Genomic DNA, 20,372 nt, shown 5'->3' with positions numbered 1-20,372 from the left:
TTGCTAGAGGCCCAGCGCAGCCTGGCCGGCCTTGACCAGCACGACATCGCTCTGCGGCGTGTGGATGCGTCCGCACAGCACGTCGCGGTAGTGCCGCTCCAGGGGGTTGTTCCTGCTCAGGCCGTGGTTGCCGGAGGCCTGCAGGGCCAGCTCCACGACGCGGATGGCGTTGTCGGTGACCAGGTGCTTGAGCTGGCCGCTGGCTTCGGGCGGCAGGCGCCGGCCGGCGGCGGCCTCCAGCAGGCTGCGGTTGACCAGCAGCAGGCTGTCGATCTCGCCGACCAGCTGCTGCAGGCGCGGCAGGGTGGCGAGCGGCGCACCGAGCGCGCTCGGCGTGCGCTGCTTCAGCCAGTCGATCAGCCAGTCACGGGCGGCGCGGGCGACGCCGTCGTAGAGGGCGCCGAGCAGGGCGCCCATCCACAGCAGGCCCTCGGCGTCGAGTTCGGTATCGGTGCTCCGGCGGCTGGCCGGCGCCACGTTGACTGCCTGCTCCAGCGGCACCAGCACGTCGTCGAAGTCGATGCGGTGGCTGCAGGTGGCGCGCATGCCCAGGTGGTCCCAGTCCTCGACGATGCGGATGCCGGGGCTGTCCTTGCGCACCAGCCAGACGCCGACCAGCGGGTCGGGGTCGTCGCTGCGGGCGAACACGTTGCACCAGGTCAGCCCGTAGCTGCCGGTGGAGTAGAGCTTGCTGCCGCTGATCCGCCAGCCCTCGGGCGTGCGCCGGGCAACGGTGGCCGGCAGGCCGCCGCGCGAGGGCGAGCCGAGCGCCGGCTCGACGCGCAGCGCGTTGATCAGCGCGCCGTCCTCGACGGCTTCGCGGACCACCCGCTGGCGCAGCGCTTCCGGCCACTGCGGGTTGTCCTGCAGGCGGTTGTGGTGGAGGTACTGCATCGCCAGGATCAGCGCGGTGGACGGATCGCCCTTGGCCACCGCGCCGATGGCCTCGACGGCCTCGGCCAGTCCGCCGCCCAGACCGCCCTGGGACAGGGGGATGGTCAGGGCCAGCAGGCCTTCCTGATGCAGGCGGCGGAAATTTTCCTGGGGAAACTCGCCGCTGCGGTCGTAGTCGGCGGCGCGCCCGGCGAATTCCTCGCCGAGACGGTTCAGCAGTGCGGAGAAGCCCGGGCTGCCGGGGCGGACGGGCGAGCCAGCGGTTGCCCGGGAAGGGTTGCGAAGTGGAATGATGCTCATCGGAATGCACCTGGGGCGACTGTCACGATGCCGAGTCGTCCGGTGGTCCGGTGGGCCAGCCATCTGTAGCGCCGGTTCATGGGCCTGCAGGAAGTGGTGGCCCAATACTGCATGCATAAGAGAGCAATCTGAAATTCGATTTTCTTATAAATTAATATTCCTCAGTTTTAACTTTAATCTTCATTAATTTGCTTTATTTGCATTTTGTGCATGGCTTTCATGCGTGCTGCGCGGGTTCGGAGTAGGTAGGGTGGATGGCCGAAGCCATCCACCTTCGTTCGGCTTCGCCATCGGCCTGCTGTTGTTAGGGCGGCGCCCGGATCGGCGTGAATGCGCTTGCATGACAGAAGGCAATACATTGCCTGTTTCGCACGAGTAAGACGTCGAAATGGGTATTTAAATACCTTTTTCATGCTTGGGAAGGCTAAAAATAGGCACTATGATGCCTATCTGGACCGACTCACACGGGGCGCGCAGCAGTCGCTGCCGGACATGCCATGAAGAAGCCGGAAGAAGACCGCGGCGCGGTACTCGACGAAATCCGCCAGCAACTGGCCGACGGCACCCTGAGCTTCGGCGGCGCGATCCGCCAACTGCGCCTGCGCGTCACCGGCCTGAACCAGACCGACTTCGCCCGCATGTGCAAACTCTCCCTGCGTACCCTGCGCCAGCTCGAACAGGACACCGGCAACCCCACGGTAGCGACCCTGGACAGCGTGTTCAGGCTGTTCGGGATGCGGGTGGGGATAGTGGCGGTGAGGAGGAAGGGGACGTGAGGGGGGATCATGATCGGTTCCCCGTTGCCCCCTCAGATGCTGCAGGAGCTGAACGAGGGGGGACTTGCTTGGTCGTGTGGCGCCTCAAGTGGCTGACATCCATTGGCCATTGGCTGCAGTCGACCAGAAGCGGCTAGGCGCGAGAGTACCAATTGACATATAGGCATCATAGCACAATGCCATGTAACTTAATCGGCTGCTACTTACAATGATTACTCTTATAGAAAACGCGGCGGCTTTACAGCGGCAACAGGGGGAGCAGTGTCTATAAAAATCAACGATGAGGTCCACTACAACGCTATCCGCAAAGCATTAGCCAACGGCAATGCCGCAGTCATGGTAGGAGCCGGATTCAGTCGAAATGCAGAAAATGGCGATCAGTTGGCCATGTGGTACGACGTTGCGAAAGAACTATGGCGCGAATTGAACCCGACGGACAGTGATCTGAAGGATTTTTCAGCAGGCATGGTAACGCAACTGGGTGAGCAATATGCCCGCGTTTTTTCTAAGCCCGCACTCGAAGAAGTTTTGAAGCGCCTCATTCCTGACGACAGAGTGCGTCCAGGTATTTTGCACAATCAACTACTTCAGTTGCCATGGTCAGAGATCTTCACTACTAACTACGACACCTTATTGGAACGAGCAGCGGACGACATCGTTGAGCGTGCCCATTATACGGTGATTTGTCGCGAAGACATTCCACAATCGAAAATCCTAGGCAGACGACGCATTGTAAAATTGCACGGATCTTTTCCGTCTCAGAGGCCATTCATCTTTACGGAAGATGACTATCGGCGCTACCCAGAGTTATTTGCACCTTTCGTAAATTTGGTGCGCCAATCATTGCTTGAAAATGTGTTCTGTCTCGTTGGATTCTCCGGTGATGATCCAAATTTCTTGCACTGGATCGGATGGGTTCGTGACATGCTTGATAAACATGCTTTGCCCATCTATTTATTTGTCAGTCGTGCCCCGTCGCTTGGTCAGCGAACGCTACTCGAAGCACGCCAAGTGACCCCAGTGGTTTTGCCTTTGCCAAGTGGGGTAGACGAGTTGGACTACTTCTCCCGATTTGACGCTATGTTTCGGCTATTGGCAAAGCCGCTTGAGGAAGAAGACTCTGAGTGGGGTGACCTTCCCCCTCTGGATCAGGTATCACGCCTTCCTCATCAAGATGTAGACGAACGGCGAAGTCGCCTGTTGAACGTATATGCTCCTGTTGGAAATTTGCGTAGAACTTATCCGGGATGGCTAATAGCACCAATCTCTGTACGCCGGCGCTTTCAGCATAGCATTGATGCAATTCCTGGATTCTTAAATGGCAAAGATCTGCTCGACAAACTAGTACAGGACACGCCGCATGTCGGAGTTGCAGTGCTCGCAGAGTACGCTTGGCACCAGGAAGTACTTCTCCAGTGCTTCGATGACTCATTGGCCTTAGCCGCGCTGGCTTTGATCAAAGCAACAAGCAAGTATTCCGTCACTATGTTCGATAAGCAGAAAACGGAGCTTAAGCGGTTCGGCATTGAATCAACGATAGAATTTCAACGACGCTGGCGTGATCTCGGACTGAGCCTGTTGCGCTGGGCTAGGCAAGAGCTTCGTCGAGATGATTTCAACGCACTGAAAGAACTTCTTGCGTCCGTGCTACCGAAGGATCTTCAGCTTCATGACGAGATTGCGCACGAGTCAATTCTACTTGCACTTTATGAGGGTGACCGTGATATCGCCCACCGTTTACTTAGTGAATGGCACATCCGCTCATCGGACAGCTATATGCGTGTTCGAAAAGGTATGCTTTTGGGAGAGGTTGGCAAACCAGAGGCAGGTATTGCTGTCAGCTTGAAAGGGCTGCAGCAGTTACGCAGCAATCAACGGTTGCGTTCTAATAGCACGCAATATTTATCTCAAGAAGCATGGGCATGCTTGGCGATAAGCTATTTACAAACCTCCAAAAGTTGGCGTTGGCCCTCTACTGAAGAAGACTCGAATAATGCGCTTCCATCCGAGCAGCTTGATCGTCGGCTGGCGGATCTCGCAGCGAAAGGATTTGACTCTCGGCTTGAGCTGCAACAGCTTACCGCTGCCTTAAATGCCGAAACACCTCCCCCATCTCAGCCCAAAAGCTACACTCCCCAATTTGAGTTGGGACGCTATTCAGCAACTGAACAGCTAAACGGCTCTCAGAACTTAAGAGATAAAATATACGCAGCATTCGCCTGGCTAACGTTGAGCGATCGAGTTGCGTTGGTGCCTCGCATTGAAAGTGTGACCTTCGACATTGGCTCATTTGCTCAAGCCGCGTGGTGGGTGCAATACGCGGACTCAATGCAGCGGGTGCTGAGCGTAATGATAAGAGGCCTCAACAAAAATATGTTGAAACCGAGAAATCCAAATCAATTGCTGCACACAGCAGGCTGGCTATCTCGGTACCAAGTTGCTCGCACCGAGGAGTCGCTTGCGCTACAGATTTGCTCTCGCTCTCTAAGCCTTGTCGAGCGTATGTTCAGCGATCCGGTCGATGACGAAGATCTGCAACGTGTGACTGGCTTTCACATGGACGTATTCGCTCGGTTGGTCATCCGCATTAGCGATACAGCAAAAGTATATTCTTTCATGGAACGAGTCATCGCCCTGTACCACCAGCCTTTGCTTTGGCGTCTTCACCTGCTTTGGAAAGAGCTTGCGCTAGTACTTTCACGGTGTTTTGAAGCTCTGCCGGTGGATGACAGGGCGAGAATTGCTCCTTCAATTGCCAGCATTCCTGACGTAACTGCTTTGTTGGTAAGAGATCAGTATTTTGAAGATGATTGGATATGTCTGCACATGCTTCAACGGCGTGACAATGATTTAATTATTTCTAACGAAAATCATAATATTTCGGCCGTTATTGATAATCTAATTTCGAAATTAGAACCGCTACAGCTAAACCAGAATCCGAGCAATGCCCCAAGCACCACAGTGTTGAAGGATGCCTGGCAACGTTTATTCTGGCTGAATAGCTGGGGCTTCATCACAAATAGTCAAAAAGAGGTCATCAGGCAGTTTCTAGTTAAAGGCGAATCCTGGCCACTGATACCTGGCCACTATCCTTGGGCCGCCTTCACTTGGCTAGATGATAATAACGTCGATTTTGACCTCTCTTTTAGACGCTGGATTCTTAGTCAAGAAATAACATCTTTCGCGGCACCATCATCCTTCACGATAAGTTCCCGAAACTCTAGAAAATCCTGGAGTCCCCTTGCTAATAATGACTTGCTACAGAATTGGATTCGTTCACTGGAAAGAAAACCATGGCCGGAAAGCGACATGCTTGCAGGCCTTCAATTAGTAAAGCGGTGGTGGGACAACGAGTGGCAGGACGTACGTGAAGAACTGCTCCATGTAAATGAATTGCGCACAGCAGTCAATCAGCGACTGGACTTATTTGATAGCATTGTCGCAGCGATGGTTGAAAACGAAAACACATCTGGCTCGCTCTGTGACTCAAATATAGGCAAATGGTTTCAGTCAGTCGTTGATCAAAGCGCCGAATTTGGCAATAATTTTTGGCGATTCCGTCTTATGAGAGCATTAAAGCAGCGCGATGAATATGAGCTGCTCCGAGTGGAAGCTGAACTGGTAGAGCACCTCATAGATTCGGATGTTTCCAAAGTAAATAATGCCTCAAACGTAATTTCATACTGGATTCATCGGCCTGATCTAAGTCAGTCTGGGCTGCCAGAGCTGTTGATTAATACGCTTTCTGGAATTATTGCAGCGCGCCGCATGCCAGCACTGCCATGGGGCTTAAGCTTGATGCTAGACATTGCGAAGCACCAGAGCGCATGGATTAGCGAAAGCTCTTTTGCATTAATTGAGTCAGGGCTTAAAAAGATGCTCGTAGAGCTTTCATATGAGCACCGACCGCTTGGCTCGGGAGTGCCAGATGATAATGTACCAACGTTACGCTGGAGTTGCGCGAGACTAGCGCGAGAGCTCGTAAGCAGCAGACCCACGAAAGTTTCTAAAAGCATCACCGCCTGGGTCCAACTAACGTCCTCTGACCCGCTACCAGAATTGCGTTTTCTTGGAGAAACCTCAAAGCTATATTGGGAAAAAACTGATGGCAAATGAGATTCTGAAGTTTTGGTTGACAATGAGAGAGCGTCTGCTTTAGGTCATTGCTGCCAGCGCCGATTGGTAGAAAACCACACCGCGTTTTCTACCAATCCGCTTCCATCCCGTAATGCCCGGTGGAAAAGACCTGCGGTCGTTTTCCACCCTACAGGGCGCCACCCGCCGCGAATGAGTCCGCCCCCCGTTCAGACGCCGCCCGCCACCGGCGGCGAAGCCAGGTGGCGGGCCACCAGGTTGCCGAACAGTTCGATGGCGCCGTGCAGGTTGCCGACGAAGCGCGGCTGCAGCAGCCAGAGGTCGACCGTCGGCTTGAAGTCGGCGAGGGCGACGACCTCCAATTGCTCGCGGTAGCGGCTGGCCAAGAGCAGCGGCTCGGGAACCAGGCCGAGGCCGAGGTTCTTCGCCACCAGGCCGAGCTGCAGTTCGCTGCCGAAGGTTTCCAGGTTGATCCGCAGTTTCAGGCCCTGTTCGGCCATGGCGTGCTGCAGGCCGGCGCGGAAGCCGCAGCCGTCCGGGTTCAGCACCCAGCCGCGGTCGCAGCAGTCGGCGAGTCTGCCGCCGCGCCTTTCCGAGCTGCCGCGGGCGGCCACCACCAAGAGCCGCAGGCGCCCCAGCGAGGTGGCGGCGATGCCCTCGGGAAAGCTCTTGCTGGCGGGAAACAGCGCCGCCACGGCGTCCAGTTCGAGGTTTTCCAGGCGCTCGAGCAAGGTGCTGCCCCAGCCGCTGGAGACCTGGGTCTGTAGGTCGGGATAGGTGTTCCTCAGCTGCTCCAGGGTGTCGAGCAGCACCACGTCGCCGATGGTCTGCGGCACGCCCAGGCGCAGGGTGCCGCTGGGCGGGGCGTCGCGGGCGACGATTTCGCGCAGCACGTCCATGCTGCGCAGCACCTCGCGGCACTGCTCGTAGACCCGCAGGCCCATGGCCGTCGGCTTGAGGGGCTTGGTGTTGCGGTCGAGCAGCAGGGTGCCGAGGTCGTCCTCGAAATTCTGCACGCGGCGGGTGATCGCCGACTGGGTCAGTTGCAGGCTGTCGGCGGCCAGGCTCAGCGACTGGCAGCGGACGACGGCGACGAAGGCTTCGATGTCATCTGTCTTCATGCGTTATCAGCATATTAGCTTATGAATAAAGTGCATTTTGATAATGATATGACGCTTGGTAACGTGGCGCCATCTTGTCACACAATGGATGAGCGACGATGAGTCAATCCCCCCTGCGCCTGGACCGGCTGCGCGATTTCGTCGGTGCCCTGGGCGATCTGCTCGACCGTCACGACGACGAGGAGAGCGTACTGCGCGAAGGCCGGCTGCTGCTGCACGAGCTGGTCCGCCACGACGACTGGCTGCCGGAAGCCTTCGCCCGGCCCGATCCCGAGCGCTACCAGCAGTATCTGCTGCACGCCGACTCCCGCCAGCGCTTCTCGGTGGTCAGCTTCGTCTGGGGACCGGGGCAGACCACCCCGGTGCACGATCACCGGGTCTGGGGCCTGATCGGCATGCTGCGCGGCGCCGAGGACGCCCAGCACTTCGAGGTGAGCGCCGAGGGCCTGCGTCCGCTCGGCGAGCCGCTGCGGCTGTCGCCCGGCCAGGTCGAGGCGGTGTCGCCGCGGATCGGCGACATCCACCGGGTGTTCAACGCCAGCCCCGACCAGCCGTCGATCAGCATCCACGTCTACGGCGCCAACATCGGCGCCGTGCGGCGCGCGGTCTATCTGCCGGATGGCAGCGAGAAGCCGTTCATCTCCGGTTATTCCAACCAAGTCCTGCCCAATATCTGGGATCTGTCCAGGGAGAGTGTTCCCGCATGAGCCGTATCGCCACCCGTTCCTTCGCCGATATCCGCGCCGCCCTGCTGGCGCGCGAGGAGCTGGCCCTGCTGGATGTGCGCGAGGAAGCGCCGTTCGCCGAGGGTCACCCGCTGTTCGCCGCCAACCTCCCGCTGTCGCGCCTGGAGATCGAGGTCTATGCGCGGGTTCCGCGGCGCAGCACGCCGGTGACCGTCTACGACGACGGCGAGGGCCTGGCCGAGCGGGCTGCCGAGCGCCTGCTGGCGCTGGGCTACTGCGACGTCGCCCGGCTGGAGGGCGGCCTCGCCGGCTGGCGCGCCGCCGGCGGCGAGCTGTTCATCGACGTCAACGTGCCGAGCAAGGCCTTCGGCGAGCTGGTCGAGGCCGAGCGCCATACGCCGTCGCTGGCCGCTGAGGAGGTCAAGGCGCTGCTGGACAAGAAGGCCGACGTGGTGGTGCTGGACGCCCGGCGCTTCGACGAATACCAGACCATGAGCATTCCCGGTGGGATCAGCGTGCCCGGCGCCGAGCTGGTGCTGCGCGTGCGCGAGCTGGCGCCGGATCCCGCAACCCGGGTGATCGTCAACTGCGCCGGGCGCACCCGCAGCATCATCGGCACCCAGTCGCTGGTCAACGCCGGGATTCCCAACGAGGTGGCGGCGCTGCGCAACGGCACCATCGGCTGGACCCTGGCCGGTCAGCAGCTGGAGCACGGGCAGAGCCGCAGATTCCCCGAAGTCTCCGCCGAAAACCGCGCGCTGGCCGCCGCCTCCGCCCGCGCGGTGGCGGACAAGGCCGGCGTCGGTCGCGCCAGCCTCGCCGATCTGGCGCGCTGGCGGGAGGAGGCCGGCCGCACCACCTACCTGTTCGATGTGCGCACCCCGGAGGAGTACGAGGCCGGCCACCTGCCGGGGGCGCGCTCCACGCCGGGCGGCCAGCTGGTCCAGGAAACCGACCACTTCGCCAGTGTGCGCGGTGCGCGCCTGGTGCTGGCCGACGACGACGGCGTGCGCGCCAACATGAGCGCTTCCTGGCTGGCGCAGATGGGCTGGGAGGTGCAGGTGCTGGACGGCCTGAACGCCGCGGAGTTCGCCGAGCGGGGCGGCTGGTCGGCGCCGGTGCCGCCGGCGCCGCAGAGCGAGGACATCGCCCCCGAAACCCTGCAGGCCTGGCTGGCCGAGGGCGATACCCTGGTGCTGGACTTCACCACCAGCGCCAACTACGTCAGACGGCACATTCCCGGCGCCTGGTGGGCGCTGCGCGCGCAGCTGCCGCAGGCCCTGGAGAAGCTGCCGCCGGCCGGACGCTACGTGGTCACCTGCGGCAGCAGCCTGCTGGCGCGCTACGCGGTGGACGAGCTGCAGGCGCTGACCGGCAGGCCGGTGTTCGTCCTGGCCGGCGGCACCGCGGCCTGGATCGCCGCCGGCCTGCCGCTGGAGGAGGGCGAAACCGCCCTGGCGGTGCCGCGCAGCGACCGCTACCGGCGTCCCTATGAGGGTACCGACAACCCGCGCGAGGCCATGCAGGCCTATCTGGACTGGGAGTTCGGTCTGGTCGAGCAGCTGGGCCGCGACGGCACCCACGGCTTCTTGGTGATCTGAGCGGCAGCCCTTTCAAGGTCTTTTGCTTTTCGAGGCGTTGATCGTTGCCCGCGCTTCCGCGTGGGCACGCCGCAGGGAGGCGCTCCGGGGGCACTGCGGCGCCGGAACGCCCGGCCCTGGGCTCCCACGCAGGAGCGTGGGAACCATCAACGACGAGGGTGATCGTGCCCACGCTCCTGCGTGGGCACGTTGCAGGGCTGGATCTGAGCGGCCCGCACCGGGCGAGGGACTGTATCGAAAGCGTAAAGAATCACCGCTCGCTGGGTGGCTATGCTCTGATGGGCATCCCCGCATTACCCCAGAGAGGTGAAACATGCTGTACATCCGTCACATCGCGCTGCTGGCCTGCCTGGCCTCGCCTCTGGCGATGGCCGCCGGGGAGGCGCCTGCCGGTCATCCGGGCGGCGAGCACATGGGACCGCCGGCCGCCGCCTTCACCGCCTGCGAAGGCAAGCAGGCCGGCGACACGGCGTCCTTCACCGGTCCCGGCGGCAAGACCATGACCGGCATCTGCCGCGACATGCACGGCAAGCTCGCCGTGATGCCGGAGCACGGCCGCATGGGGCCGCCGCCTTCGGCGGCGGGTTCCGCCAAGGCCTGCGAAGGCAAGAAGGCCGGCGACACCGGCTCCTTCACCGCCCCGGACGGCAAGACCCGCTCCGGCATCTGCCGCGACATGGGCGGCAAGCTGATGCTGATCCCGGAGCCGATGGGCGCGCCGGTCGAGAAGGACTGACGCCACCCGCGGCACAGCCGCCTTCCGCCGGGAGGCGGCTGCCGGGCGTCGGCCCCCGCCTGGCCGACGTCCTTGCCGAAGTGCCGCTCGCCGCAAGGAGCGGTCATTAACTTAGGCAAAAAAGTTATTTAAACAAAAATCTATATTCCATTAGATTGCGCCTGTCGCGTACTTGCCGGTCAACCGCCGAGCCGCATGAAGAGAAATGGATGCGCCATTCGCGTCCACGCCAGTTTCTTCGGGTCATGCCCGATCATGCGTTTGGAGATCCCCATGTCAGCGGTTGAATCCTTGTTGTCCGTTCCTGCCCAGTCGTTCGACGTCCGTCCTTTCGATGGCGTACTGGGTGCCGAAGTCCTCGGTCTGGACCTGTCCCGTCCGGTCAATCCGGAGGATTTCGCCCGTATCCACCAAGCCTTCCTGGATCACCGGGTGCTGGTGTTCCGCGAGCAGCACATCACCCCCGAGCAGCAGATCGCCTTCAGCCGCCGCTTCGGCGAGCTGCAGATCCACGTGCTCAAGCAGTTCCTGCTGGCCGGTCATCCGGAGATCTTCATCATCTCCAACATCGTCGAGAACGGCAGGCCCATCGGTCTGGGTGATGCCGGCAAGCTCTGGCACTCCGACCTGTCGTACAAGGAACTGCCCAGCCTTGGCGCCATGCTGCATGCCCGGCAACTGCCGGCCGAGGGCGGCGACACCCTGTTCGCCGACCAGCAGCTCGCCTACGAGACCCTGCCGGAGGCGCTGCGCAAGGCCGTCGAAGGACGCCGCGCGGTGCATTCCTACACCGCGCACTATGCCGACGAGGTGTTCGAGGGCATCCAGCGGCCGACGCTGACCCAGGCCCAGCTGGAAGAGGTGAAGGAGGTCGTCCACCCGGTGGTGCGCACCCACCCGGAAACCGGACGCAAGGGCCTGTTCGTCAACGAGAACTTCACCACGCGCATCCTCGATGTCCCGGAAGACGAGAGCCGCCGGCTGCTCGCCGAGCTGTTCGCCCACAGCGTCCGTCCCGAACTCACCTACCGCCACCGCTGGCAGGAGCACGACCTGCTGTTCTGGGACAACCGCGCGCTGATCCACCTGGCCACCGGTTGCCCGAACCACCTGCCGCGGCGGATGCATCGCACCACCATCCAGGGCGACGCGCCGTTCTGACCCTGTATGGGGCACGAGTGCGCCGCTGGCCGCTCGCGCCCGTGCGCTCCCGGTCGCACCGGCGCATGAACAGACTCTGACTCTCTATCCCTGTTCGTCACTCATCTATGGAGCTTCCCATGTTTCCAGGCAAACGCTTTCCCGCGATTCGCCGCCTCGCCGGCGGCATCGCCCTGGGCCTCGGCCTTGCCGGCAGCCTGCTGACGCCGGCGGCGGCCCAGGCCGAGGGCCAGATCCGCATCGCCGAGCAGTTCGGCATCGTCTACCTGCTGCTCAACGTGGTGCGCGACCAGCACCTGATCGAGAAGCACGGCAAGGAGCAGGGCCTCGACATCAAGGTCGACTGGAACCAGCTGTCCGGCGGCTCGGCGGTCAACGACGCGCTGCTGGCCGGCACCATCGACATCGCCGGCGCCGGCATCGGCCCGTTGCTGACCGTCTGGGATCGCACCCACGGCAGGCAGAACGTCAAGGGCGTGGCCTCGCTGGGCAACTTCCCGTACTACCTGTTGAGCAACAACCCCAAGGTCAAGACCATCGCCGACTTCGCCGAGAAGGACCGCATCGCCGTGCCGGCGGTGGGCGTCTCCATCCAGTCGCGTTTCCTGCAGTACGCCGCCGCCAGGCAGTGGGGCGACAAGGCCTACGACCGGCTGGACAAGTACACGGTCGCGCTGCCGCACCCGGAGGCCACCGCGGCCCTGACCAGCGGCGCCACCGAGCTGACCGGCCACTTCTCCAACCCGCCGTTCCAGAACCAGGCGCTGGAAAACCCCAACGTACATGTGGTGCTCGACACCTACGAGCTGCTCGGGCCGAACTCGCCGACCGTGCTCTACACCACCGAGAAATTCCGCCAGGAAAACCCGAAGACCTATCGGGCCTTCGTCGACGCGCTGGCCGAGGCGGCCGATTTCGCCCAGAAAGACAAGGCCGCCGCGGCGGACACCTACATCCGCGTGACCAAGGCGAAGATCGACAAGGACGCGCTGCTGAAGATCATCGACAACGAGAAGTTCGAGTTCAGCGTGACGCCGAAGAACACCTATCCGCTGGCCGAGTTCCTCCACCGGGTCGGCGCGCTGAAGCACAAGCCGGCGTCCTGGCAGGACTACTTCTTCCCCGATCCCAGGCTGGCCGAGGGGAGCTGAGACGATGAACGCCTTTCTCCAGAATTCCGCACCCGCCGTGGCGACGGCCTTCCGGCCGCTGTTGCAGGTCGAGGGCGTCAGCCTCGAATACCGCACTGCCGAGCGGCTGGTGCGCGCCACCCACGAGGTCAGCTTCGAGGTCGATCCGGGCGACCGTTTCGTTCTGCTCGGCCCCTCCGGCTGCGGCAAGTCGACCCTGCTCAAGGCGGTGGCCGGCTTCATCCGCCCGCGCGACGGCGCGATCCGCCTGGATGGCCGCGAGGTCCGCGAGCCGGGGCCCGACCGCATTGCGGTGTTCCAGGAGTTCGACCAGCTGCCGCCGTGGAAGACGGTCAGGCAGAACGTGATGTTCCCGCTGCTGGCCACGCGCAGCCTGAGCCGCCGCGAGGCCGAAGAGCGCGCCCTGCATTACCTGGACAAGGTCGGCCTGGCCAGGTTTGCCGACGCCTACCCGCACACCCTCTCCGGCGGCATGAAGGCGCGCGTGGCCATCGCCCGCGCCCTGGCCATGCAGCCGAAGATCCTGCTGATGGACGAGCCCTTCGCCGCGCTGGATGCGCTGACCCGGCGGCGGATGCAGGAGGAGCTGCTCGAACTCTGGCAGGAGGTGAAGTTCACCCTGTTGTTCGTCACCCATTCGATCGAGGAGGCGCTGGTGGTCGGCAACCGCATCCTGCTGCTCTCGCCGCATCCGGGACGGGTCCGCGCCGAAGTCGCCAGCCACGCCTTCGACCTGCACAGCAGCGGCAGCGCCGACTTCCAGCACGCCGCCCGGCGCATCCACCGGCTGCTGTTCGAGGAAGGGGAAAGCCCCGCCGCCGTGCATGCCGCGTGATGGACGGAAGAGGGTGCGGGAGCGGCCATCGCTTTTATGTAGGAGCGGATTCATCCGCGACCTGCCGAAGGCAGCCGGAAACGCCGCGACCTGAGTAACACCCGAAGCCTCGTGCGCATTCGGGTCGCGAATGAATTCGCTCCTGCAAGGGAGCGGGACTCACGTTTTTATCAAGACTCTACGGATACACACCATGAGCCAGACCACGCCTCCATTGCGACCGGAATACGAAATCGCCCTGCAACCCTTGACCGACCTGCCGCTCGAGCGCGAGCTGTCGCTGGCGCAGCGCCTGTGGCAGCAGGGCTGGCTGCGCAAGTCGCTGATCCTCGCCGCGCTGGCGCTGCTCTGGGAGGTGCTCGCCCGCCTGCAGGGCAACGATCTCTTGCTGCCGGGCTTCCTGCAGGTCGCCCGCGCCCTGGCCGAGGGCCTGGCCAGCGGCGAGCTTTTGGAGAAGGTGGCGATCTCCCTGTCGGTGCTGGTCCAGGGCTACCTGATCGGCATCCTGCTGGCCTTCGTCCTGACCAGCCTGGCGGTCTCCAGCCAGCTCGGCCGCGACCTGCTGTCGACCCTGACCGCGATGTTCAACCCGCTGCCGGCCATCGCGTTGCTGCCGGTGGCGCTGCTCTGGTTCGGCCTGGGCGAGGGCAGCCTGATCTTCGTGCTGGTGCATTCGGTGCTCTGGTCGCTGGCGCTGAACACCTACGCCGGCTTTCTCGGCGTCCCGGAAACCCAGCGCATGGTCGGGCACAACTACGGCCTGCGCGGGCTGCGCTTCGTCGCCCTGATCCTGGTCCCGGCCGCGCTGCCGTCGATCCTCTCCGGCCTGAAGATCGGCTGGGCCTTCGCCTGGCGCACCCTGGTCGCTGCCGAGCTGGTGTTCGGCGCCTCGTCCGGCAAGGGCGGGCTCGGCTGGTACATCTTCCAGAACCGCAACGAGCTGTACACCGACAAGGTGTTCGCCGGCCTGGTGGTGGTGATCCTCATCGGCCTGCTGGTGGAGAGCCTGGTCTTCGCCCTGCTCGAGCGCTGCACCGTCAAGCGCTGGGGCATGCAGCGCTGATACAGGCCGTGTGAAAACTACTGCGCTCGGCTATGCCTTCGTTCGCTACGTTTTCACACGGCCTGGAAACCTTCCTTTTTCCCTTTCATGTAGTCGCAACGAGAGCATTGCAGATGAGCAACATCGTCTTCATCACCGGCGCCACCTCCGGTTTCGGCCGCGCCGCGGCGCGCCGTTTCGCCGCCGCCGGCTGGTCGCTGGTCCTCACCGGCCGCCGTCTGGAGCGCCTACAGGCGCTGCAGGACGAACTCGGCGGCCAGGTGCCGGTGCATGTCGCCGCGCTCGACGTGCGCGACGCCGAGGCCGTGCGCCAGGCGGTCGCGGCGCTGCCCGAGGGCTTCCGCCAGGTCAGGGCGCTGATCAACAACGCCGGCCTGGCCCTGGCGCCGCAGGCGGCGCAGCAGGTCGAGCTGGCCGACTGGCACACCATGATCGACACCAACGTCACCGGGCTGGTCAACGTCACCCACGCGCTGCTGCCGACCCTGATCGCCAGCGGCGCGGGGGCGAGCATCGTCAACCTCGGCTCGGTCGCCGGCCAGTGGCCCTATCCGGGCAGCCACGTCTACGGCGCGACCAAGGCCTTCGTCCAGCAGTTCAGCTACAACCTGCGCTGCGACCTGCTCGGCACTGGCGTGCGGGTCACCGACATCGCCCCCGGCATGGCCGAGACCGAATTCACCCTGGTGCGCACCAGGGGCGACCAGGCCGCCTCCGAGCGCCTCTACAGCGGCACCACGCCGCTGACCGCCGAGGACATCGCCGAGCAGATCTTCTACGTGGCGAGCCTGCCCGCGCACATCAACATCAACCGCCTGGAGGTCATGCCGACCCGTCAGGCCTGGCAGCCGTTCGCCGTGGATCGCGACTGATCCGCCGCGCCGTTTCCGTTTTCGCCCGCGCGGGCCTCGCGCGGGTTCGTCCGAGGTTTCCCATGCAGAAAAAACCGTTTTTCCGTCCCGCCCGACTGGCCGCCGGCGTGCTCGCCGGGCTGCTGACCGGCCCGCTGCTGGCCCAGGCCGAGGGCAGCATCGGCATCGCCCAGCAGTTCGGCATCGCCTACCTGCTGCTCGACGTGGTCCGCGACCAGAAGCTCATCGAGAAGCACGGCAATGAGCAGGGCATCGACATCCAGGTGGAGTGGCGCAGCATCTCCGGCGCCACCGCGATGAACGAGGCGCTGCTGGCCGGTGCCCTCGACGTGGTGTCGGCCGGCGTGCCGCCGATGCTGACCATGTGGGACCGCACCCGCGGCCGGCAGAACGTCAAGGCCATCGCCGCGCTGGGCTCGCAGCCCAACTACCTGCTGACCAGCAACCCGGCGGTGAAGTCGCTGGAGGACCTGGGCGAGAAGGACCGCATCGCGGTGCCCGCCGCCGGCGTCGGCTTCCAGTCGCGGACCCTGCAGATCGAGGCGGCCAAGCGTTTCGGCAAGGAGCAGTTCCAGCGCTTCGACGGCATCAGCGTCAGCCTGCCGCATCCCGACGCCACCGCGGCGCTGATCTCCGGCGCCTCGGAGATCAGCGCGCATTTCTCCAGCGCGCCCTTCTATTACCAGGCGCTGGAGAACCCGAAGGTGCGCAAGCTGATCAGCTCCTACGACATCCTCGGCGGACCGGCGACCTTCAACGTGCTCTATACCACCGAGAAGTTCCACAAGGAGAATCCCAAGACCTACCGCGCCTTTTACGACGCCCTTGCCGAGGCCGAGCGCATCGTCAAGGCCGACAAGCGCGCCGCGGCACAGACCTACATCCGCGTGGAGAACTCCAGGCTGGCGCCGGCGCTGGTGGAGAAGATCGTCGAGGACAAGGAAAACGACTTCACCATCGTCCCGCAGCGCACCTTCATTTATGCCGAAAAGCTCCACGAGCTGGGCGTGCTGAAGAACAAGGCGGCCTCCTGGAAGGACTACTTCTTCGAGGAGGCCCACGGCGCCGAGGGGAGCTGAGGTTCAGGGCGCGGGATACTCCGCCACCGCCCGTTCCAGCCACTGCGCCAGGTCGCGGCGCCGGACGCCCTGGCGCCCGGCCTCGGCCAGGCGCTCCAGCATGTAGGCGCGCCGGGCATCGTCGGAGCCGGCCAGCGACAGGGCCAGGTCGCGGTCCATCCAGCGCTTGATGCGTACGTACAGCCACCAGTGGAAATACAGCCCGCTCACGGTGGTGATGAAGATGATGAAGTAGTCCATGGCGATCCTCCGCGCCGCCACCCTAGCCGATCCGCCCGCGGGCGGAAAGTGGGCCGGCGCCGGCCGGAAGTCGTGCGCCCGAGCGCGGACACCGTCCCGGCGCGCCGTGACAACCGCAGGAGGCGGGAGTTAAATGATCGACATGACTTCTGCGGAGTAACTGCAATGCGCAAGCCCCTTCTGTTGATCGCCTCTTTCACTGCCGTGATGCTGACCGTGGGCGGCTGCGTCTCCAGCCTGACCGGCGAATCCTATTCGCGCGGGGAGGCGCGTAGCGTGCAGACCGTGCGCATGGGCACCATCGCGACCCTGCGTCCGGTGCGCATCGAGGGCACCAAGACGCCGATCGGCGCCGGCGCCGGCAGCATCGTCGGCGGCGTGGCCGGCAGCGGCGTCGGCGAGGGTCGTGGCAGCGCCGTGGCGGCGGTGATCGGCGCGGTGGCCGGCGGCCTGCTCGGCGCCGCGGCGGAGGAGGGCGTCACCCGCACCCAGGGCGTGGAGATCACCGTGCGCGAGGATGACGGCAGCATGCGGGCCTATGTGCAGGAAGTGCAGCCGAACCAGGTGTTCCGGGTCGGCGAGCGGGTGCGCATCCTGACCGTCGACGGCACCAGCCGCGTCGCCCACTGAATGCCGTTTTGCTGAGCGATCGGTCGTCTTTGCCGGAAGTCGGCCGGCCGGTCCGTGCTGGCCGGCTTCTGGATAGCTTGTCTGGCGTCTCCTTCCTTTGCCATACCTGTGCCAGCCATGCTTGATTCATACCTGTAATGGAAATCCGAAGCTTCCTTTTTACAAAATAATTCAATTCAAGATGGCCTGCCGATAGATATGGACAATCGCTGAAACCAGTTTCGTTCAGGGCCGGCAATCGGCAGGGGGCTATGCGGGGTCGCGAGTCCGCGTCCGCCGTATGGAAGCCTTGGCGCCACAGGGCCGGTTGCAGGCCAGGACTCAGAAAAGGACGTGCCGATGACGCTTGCATTGATCATTGCCTTGCCGTTTCTCGGCGCCTGCCTGCCGTTGCTGGCAGCTCGCCGCGGGCGTTCGCTGTGCGCGGCGGCCGCTGCGCTGGTTCCGCTGCTGGGACTGATCCTGCTGTTCTCCCAAAGCTCGAAAGTGTTTTCCGGGATGGTCGTCAAGAGCAGTGTCGCCTGGCTGCCGGAACTGGGCCTGAACCTCAGCCTGCGTCTGGACGGCCTTGGGTTTCTCTTTGCCCTGCTGATTCTCGGCATCGGCATCCTGGTCATCGTCTATGCCCGCTACTACCTGGCCAGGCATGAGCCGATGGGGCGCTTCTTCGCCTTCCTGCTGCTGTTCATGGGTGCCATGCTGGGGCTGGTACTTTCGGAAAGCCTGCTGCTGATGCTGATGTTCTGGGAGCTGACCAGTCTCTCCTCGTTCCTCCTGATCAGCTTCTGGCACCACCGCTCGGATGCCCGCCGCGGTGCGCGCATGGCCTTGACCGTGACCGGCGGGGGCGGGCTGGCGCTGCTCGCCGGTGTGCTGCTGATCGGCCACATCGTCGGCAGCTTCGAGCTGAGCGAGGTACTCGTCGCCGGCGAGACGATCCGCGCCCACGGCCTCTATCCGCTGACGCTGATCCTGGTGCTGCTCGGCGTGTTCACCAAGTCGGCGCAGTTCCCCTTCCATTTCTGGCTGCCGCAGGCGATGGCGGCACCGACCCCGGTGTCGGCCTATCTGCACTCGGCGACCATGGTCAAGGCCGGAGTCTTCCTTCTGGCCCGCCTGTATCCGGCCCTTTCCGGCAGCGACTGGTGGTTCTACCTGGTCAGCCTGAGCGGCCTGGCGACCCTGCTGCTGGGCGCGGTGACGGCGCTGTTCCAGCACGATCTCAAGGGCCTGCTGGCCTATTCGACCATCAGCCACCTGGGCCTGATCACCCTGCTGTTCGGTCTCGGCTCGGACCTGGCGACCGTGGCGGCGGTGTTCCACATCATCAACCATGCCATCTTCAAGGCCTCGCTGTTCATGGCCGCGGGCATCATCGATCACGAGACCGGCAGCCGCGACATGCGGCGCATCAACGGCATGTGGAAATACATGCCGCACACCGCCGCACTGGCCATGGTGGCCAGTGCGGCGATGGCCGGGGTGCCGCTGCTCAATGGCTTTCTGAGCAAGGAGATGTTCTTCAGCGAGACGCTCCAGCAGAATCTGCTGGGCAGTTTCCACTGGCTGTTGCCGATCGCCGCGACCATCGCCGGCGTGTTCTCGGTGGCCTATTCGCTGCGCTTCATCCACGAGGTGTTCTTCAACGGCGAGCCGGTTGACCTGCCCAAGGCCAAACCCCACGAGCCGCCGCGCTACATGAAGATTCCGGTCGAGGTGCTGGTGTTCCTCTGCCTGCTGGTGGGCATGCTGCCGGGCTGGACCGTGGCGCCGCTGCTGGCCGTCGCGGCCTCGGCCAGCCTCGGCGGAGAGCTGCCGGCCTATAGCCTGGCGATCTGGCACGGTTTCAACCTGCCGCTGGCGATGAGCATCGTCGCCCTGCTCGGCGGCGTGCTGGTCTATGTCCTGCGCCAGCCGCTGTTCCGCTGGTACGAGGGCCTGCCGGAGCTGGACGCGCAAGGTATCTTCCGCCGCTGCGCCGGCGTGCTGGTGGACTTCTCCCGCGACCTGACCGGGCTGCTGGAGAACGGCTCGCTGCAGCGCTACCTGGGCCTGATGCTGGGCAGCGCCCTGCTGCTGGCGGCGTTCGCCCTGGCGCCGCTGGCCGATATCGACGGCCCCGTGGCGCTGACCCCGATGGACGGCATCACCGTGCTGGGCCTCGCCGCACTGGCCCTGACCGCCCTGCTCAGCGCGGTGTTCCACCGCAACCACCTGGTCGCCCTGATGATCCTCAGCGGCAGCGGGATGATGGTGGCCCTGGCCTTCGCCCGCTATTCGGCACCCGACCTGGCGCTGACCCAGCTGTCGGTGGAGGTGGTGACCATCATCCTGTTGCTGCTCACGCTGTTCTTCCTGCCCGCCCGCTCCCCGGCCGAGTCGAGCAGCCTGCGGGTGATCCGCGACCTGCTGCTGGCGGTCGGCAGCGGCATCCTGGTGGCGCTGCTCGCCTATGCGGTGCTGACCCGTCCCTACGAGAGCATCGCCGCCTTCTTCCTGGAGAACAGCCTGAGCGGCGGTGGCGGCAGCAACGTGGTCAACGTGATCCTGGTGGACTTTCGCGGCTTCGATACCCTGGGCGAGATCAGCGTGCTGGCCATTGCCGCGTTGGGTATCTATGCCTTGCTGTACGGCCTGCATCTGCCCCATCCGGCGCTCGACCACAATGGCCGTCCGTGGTCCACCGACAGCCATCCGATGATTCTCGACAGCCTGTCGCGCGCGCTGCTGCCGATGGCGCTGCTGGTCTCGGCGTTCATCTTCCTGCGCGGCCACAACCTGCCGGGCGGCGGCTTCATCGCCGGACTGATCACTGCGGTGGCGCTGATCCTGCAGTACATCGCCCACGGCGTGGCCTGGACCCATGCCCGCCTGCGCTTCAGCTATCACGCCCTGGCCGGCGCCGGGGTGCTGATCGCCGCCCTCACCGGGCTGGGCAGCTGGGCCTTCGGGCGACCCTTCCTGACCTCGGCGTTCGGCCATTTCAGCCTGCCGCTGGTCGGCGAGTTCGAGCTGGCCACGGCGATGCTCTTCGACCTGGGGGTCTATCTGGTGGTGGTCGGCGCGACCCTGCTGATTTTGTCCAACATCGGCCACGTCAGTCAGGACGAGTCGAGCAAGGAGGTGCCCTGA

16 protein-coding genes are annotated in these 20,372 nt (G+C 63.7%); 13 read left to right on the top strand and 3 right to left on the bottom strand.

The genetic code is table 11. The annotated features are described in order from the left end of the window. Positions 1-3: 3 nt before the first annotated feature. Positions 4-1,194, bottom strand: coding sequence for an acyl-CoA dehydrogenase family protein (locus tag EV691_RS00915; RefSeq protein WP_131297919.1), 1,191 nt, complete (start codon positions 1,192-1,194; stop codon positions 4-6). A 497-nt stretch (positions 1,195-1,691) separates the two neighbouring features. Here EV691_RS00915 and EV691_RS00910 point away from each other — a divergent pair, with 497 nt between their 5' ends. Together EV691_RS00910 and EV691_RS00905 are read left to right on the top strand one after the other, a co-directional pair. After that, entirely contained in the window at positions 1,692-1,970 is a 279-nt protein-coding gene (locus EV691_RS00910) for a helix-turn-helix domain-containing protein (RefSeq protein ID WP_090623024.1), read from the top strand. A gap of 261 nt (positions 1,971-2,231) precedes the next feature. Beyond that, positions 2,232-6,086 (top strand): SIR2 family NAD-dependent protein deacylase, encoded by a 3,855-nt coding sequence (locus EV691_RS00905; protein ID WP_131297920.1) that lies wholly within the window; start codon positions 2,232-2,234, stop codon positions 6,084-6,086. 188 nt (positions 6,087-6,274) lie between these two features. Here the strand turns inward: EV691_RS00905 and EV691_RS00900 are convergent, their stop codons facing one another. Then, complete coding sequence (locus EV691_RS00900) at positions 6,275-7,186, bottom strand: LysR family transcriptional regulator (protein ID WP_131297921.1); 912 nt, start codon at positions 7,184-7,186, stop codon at positions 6,275-6,277. 98 nt (positions 7,187-7,284) lie between these two features. Here EV691_RS00900 and EV691_RS00895 point away from each other — a divergent pair, with 98 nt between their 5' ends. The 9 genes from EV691_RS00895 to EV691_RS00855 all read left to right on the top strand — a co-directional run bounded on the left by EV691_RS00895 (position 7,285) and on the right by EV691_RS00855 (position 16,370). Continuing rightward, positions 7,285-7,893 (top strand): cysteine dioxygenase family protein, encoded by a 609-nt coding sequence (locus tag EV691_RS00895; RefSeq protein WP_131297922.1) that lies wholly within the window; start codon positions 7,285-7,287, stop codon positions 7,891-7,893. Next, positions 7,890-9,473: a rhodanese-related sulfurtransferase gene (locus tag EV691_RS00890; protein ID WP_131297923.1), complete on the top strand. Its 1,584-nt coding sequence runs from the start codon at positions 7,890-7,892 to the stop codon at positions 9,471-9,473. The genes EV691_RS00895 and EV691_RS00890 overlap by 4 nt, the downstream gene beginning before the upstream one ends. A gap of 313 nt (positions 9,474-9,786) precedes the next feature. After that, entirely contained in the window at positions 9,787-10,209 is a 423-nt protein-coding gene (locus EV691_RS00885) for a hypothetical protein (protein ID WP_131297924.1), read from the top strand. 273 nt (positions 10,210-10,482) lie between these two features. Beyond that, positions 10,483-11,370, top strand: coding sequence for a TauD/TfdA dioxygenase family protein (locus tag EV691_RS00880; RefSeq protein ID WP_131297925.1), 888 nt, complete (start codon positions 10,483-10,485; stop codon positions 11,368-11,370). Between the two features lie 119 nt (positions 11,371-11,489). Further along, positions 11,490-12,521 carry an ABC transporter substrate-binding protein gene (locus tag EV691_RS00875; RefSeq protein WP_131297926.1) on the top strand — a complete coding sequence of 344 codons (1,032 nt, stop codon included), beginning with the start codon at positions 11,490-11,492 and terminating at the stop codon, positions 12,519-12,521. A 4-nt stretch (positions 12,522-12,525) separates the two neighbouring features. After that, positions 12,526-13,356, top strand: a complete 831-nt coding sequence (locus EV691_RS00870) for an ABC transporter ATP-binding protein (RefSeq protein ID WP_131297927.1) — start codon at positions 12,526-12,528, stop codon at positions 13,354-13,356. A gap of 193 nt (positions 13,357-13,549) precedes the next feature. Further along, positions 13,550-14,419: an ABC transporter permease gene (locus EV691_RS00865; protein WP_131297928.1), complete on the top strand. Its 870-nt coding sequence runs from the start codon at positions 13,550-13,552 to the stop codon at positions 14,417-14,419. A gap of 113 nt (positions 14,420-14,532) precedes the next feature. Then, on the top strand, positions 14,533-15,291 hold the full coding sequence (locus EV691_RS00860; RefSeq protein ID WP_131297929.1) for an SDR family NAD(P)-dependent oxidoreductase: 759 nt from the start codon (positions 14,533-14,535) through the stop codon (positions 15,289-15,291). A 62-nt stretch (positions 15,292-15,353) separates the two neighbouring features. Beyond that, positions 15,354-16,370: an ABC transporter substrate-binding protein gene (locus tag EV691_RS00855; RefSeq protein WP_131297930.1), complete on the top strand. Its 1,017-nt coding sequence runs from the start codon at positions 15,354-15,356 to the stop codon at positions 16,368-16,370. Positions 16,371-16,373: 3 nt separating this feature from the next. On the opposite strand, the gene EV691_RS00850 is transcribed toward EV691_RS00855, so the two are convergent. Beyond that, entirely contained in the window at positions 16,374-16,610 is a 237-nt protein-coding gene (locus tag EV691_RS00850; protein WP_131297931.1) for a hypothetical protein, read from the bottom strand. Between the two features lie 165 nt (positions 16,611-16,775). Here EV691_RS00850 and EV691_RS00845 point away from each other — a divergent pair, with 165 nt between their 5' ends. Further along, positions 16,776-17,240, top strand: coding sequence for an outer membrane lipoprotein (locus tag EV691_RS00845; RefSeq protein ID WP_131297932.1), 465 nt, complete (start codon positions 16,776-16,778; stop codon positions 17,238-17,240). Between the two features lie 339 nt (positions 17,241-17,579). After that, a complete protein-coding gene (locus EV691_RS00840) occupies positions 17,580-20,372 on the top strand; it encodes a monovalent cation/H+ antiporter subunit A (RefSeq protein ID WP_131297933.1) in 2,793 nt (930 codons plus the stop codon).

The organism is Azotobacter chroococcum (assembly GCF_004339665.1).
GTDB lineage: Bacteria > Pseudomonadota > Gammaproteobacteria > Pseudomonadales > Pseudomonadaceae > Azotobacter > Azotobacter chroococcum.
The sequence above is the reverse complement of the archived record's forward strand: the minus strand, read 5'-3'. Positions and strand labels throughout refer to the sequence as shown.